The following is a 2,104-nucleotide window of genomic DNA, read 5'->3' on the forward strand; positions in this document are numbered from 1 at the left end:
TGGCCCTGCTGGGCGACAAGCGCTTCCTGTTCTCGGCCTCGGGCGAGAGCTTCCTGATGTTCGGCGTGCGTGGCCGGTCGTGGATCGCCATGGGACCGCCGGTCGGTCGCGACGACGAGCGCATGGAGCTGTTCTGGCGGTTCCGCGAACTGGCCGACGCCCACGCCGCCCGCGCCGGCTTCTACGCCCTGGGTCCGGCCGACCTGCCCGACAGCGTCGACCTTGGCCTGGCCATCCAGAAGACCGGCGAGAGCGCCGCCGTGCCGCTGGAGGCCTTCTCCTTGGCCGGCCGCCGCCGGGAGGTCCTGCGCCGCAACTGGCGCAAGGCCGGGGAGGGCGGGGCGGCCTTCGAGGTCCTGCCCGCCGACCAGGTCCGTGCGGTGATGCCGACGCTGAAGGCGATCTCCGACGCCTGGCTGGGCCACCACGCCGGCGGCGAGAAGGGCTTCTCGATGGGCGGTTTCGACGAGCGCTACGTGGCGGAGTTCCCGGTGGCCCTGGTGCGGGTCGAGGACCAGATCGTCGCCTTCGCCACCCTGTGGACCACGGCCAGCAAAGTCTCGTTCTCGATGGACCTGATGCGCTACTCCGACGATGCGCCCAAGAACGTCATGGACTACCTGTTCGTCGAGCTGCTGGGCTGGGGCAAGGAGCAGGGCTACCAGGCCTTCGAGTTCGGCGTCGCGCCGCTGGCCGGCCTGGACGACCGCCCCCTGGCCCCGATCATGTCGCGGGTAGGCCGCCTGCTCTACGAGCGCGGCGAGGAAATCTACAATTTCCAGGGCGTGCGGCGGTACAAGGACAAGTACGACCCGGTCTGGCAGCCGCGCTACATTGCCGCGCCCGCCAAGTGGGCGATCCCTTTTCTGCTCGCCGATATCGGCCTGCTGTCGTCCGGCGGCGTCTCCGGCCTGACCAAAAGGCCGCGACCTAGTAGCGCGGGTCGCCCGTCTTCATCCCCAGCAGATTGAGGATATGGGCCGCCAGAAGCAGGGTCACGACGGCGCCGGCCACCATCAGCGGACGCCACGGCATCATGCGCGGACCCTTTAAAACATTGATCGGACGGGCGCCGCGCCAGCCGCAGAAGACGGTGAACAGCAGGGCGGCCACGGCGATGGCGAGGGTCGTGAGAAGGTCCATTCGCCTCTCATGGCCTGCGACAATCGGCCATGCAAATTCTTAACGCGCGTTAACCACGTGCAGCCGAATCTTAGGTACACACGTTGGAGAAGTGTGCCTGTTAACCATCCACAGTTAATCTAGACCATAACTATATGTAGCGGTTTTGGTCGCGTTTACACGCTAGGAATCGGTGTCTAGCGTTGGTTCCCAGGTGCATAGGGAACGATTCGGATGACGGCCGCCGCGCCATGGAGCGTTAAGGGGATCGACCCCAAGGCACGGGAGGTCGCTAAGGACCTTGCGCGTCGCTCCGGCATGACGCTGGGTGAATGGCTCAATCGAATGATCATCGAGGGTGAGGGCTTCGACGCCTCGGCCCTTGAAGCCTTCGGCGAGCCCAGCCGTCCCTCCCTGGCGGTCAATAACGAACGCCCCAGCCCTTCCTATTACGAGACCGCCCGCGGCGCCGCGCCGTCGCGCATCGAAGCCCGCGAACATCCCGCCGACGAGGTCGGCCGCGTGGCCGTCGCCCTGGACCGCCTGACCGACCGCATCGAGTCGGCCGAGAAGCGTTCGGCCCAGGCCATCAACGGCATCGACGAATCCGTTCGTGGCGCGCTTCAACGCCTGGTCGCCGCCGAGCGCGAGCAGGTCGCCGTGGCCGCCCGCTTCGAAGGCGTCGTCGACGAGATCAAGACCGACCACACCCGCGCCGCCGAACGGTTGCGCCGCATCGAGTCCGAAGCCGCCGGTCCGCGTTCGGCCGAGGCGCTGCGTGCTCTTGAAGGCGCGCTCGGCAAGGTCGCCGGCCACCTCTACGAAGGCGAGGCCCGCACCCGCGAGACCATCGCCCATCTGGAGCAGCGCCTGGACAACCAGGCCGGCGTCGGCGCCGGCGATCCCTCGGCCCTGGTCGAAGAAGTCGTGGCCCGTCTGGGTCAGCGCTTGGAAGCCGCCGAGGCCCGCACGGCCGAGGCCC

Annotated in this window: 2 protein-coding genes and 1 pseudogene; 2 read left to right on the top strand and 1 reads right to left on the bottom strand. The window is 67.8% G+C overall.

Translation table 11 applies throughout. The annotated features are described in order from the left end of the window. On the top strand, window positions 1-971 hold a 971-nt coding region (locus tag AC1DZ6_RS24045), incomplete at its 5' end, for a GNAT family N-acetyltransferase (RefSeq protein ID WP_477099622.1). Here the strand turns inward: AC1DZ6_RS24045 and AC1DZ6_RS24050 are convergent. Then, window positions 931-1,143 carry a hypothetical protein gene (locus tag AC1DZ6_RS24050; RefSeq protein ID WP_477099623.1) on the bottom strand — a complete coding sequence of 71 codons (213 nt, stop codon included), beginning with the start codon at window positions 1,141-1,143 and terminating at the stop codon, window positions 931-933. The two genes, AC1DZ6_RS24045 and AC1DZ6_RS24050, sit on opposite strands and share 41 nt — an antisense overlap. A gap of 213 nt (window positions 1,144-1,356) precedes the next feature. On the opposite strand from AC1DZ6_RS24050, the pseudogene AC1DZ6_RS24055 reads away from it, so the two are divergent. Next, window positions 1,357-2,104, top strand: a pseudogene (locus AC1DZ6_RS24055) (Localization factor PodJS); the annotation flags it as partial.

This window comes from Caulobacter sp. P1_B12_2 (assembly GCF_056406675.1).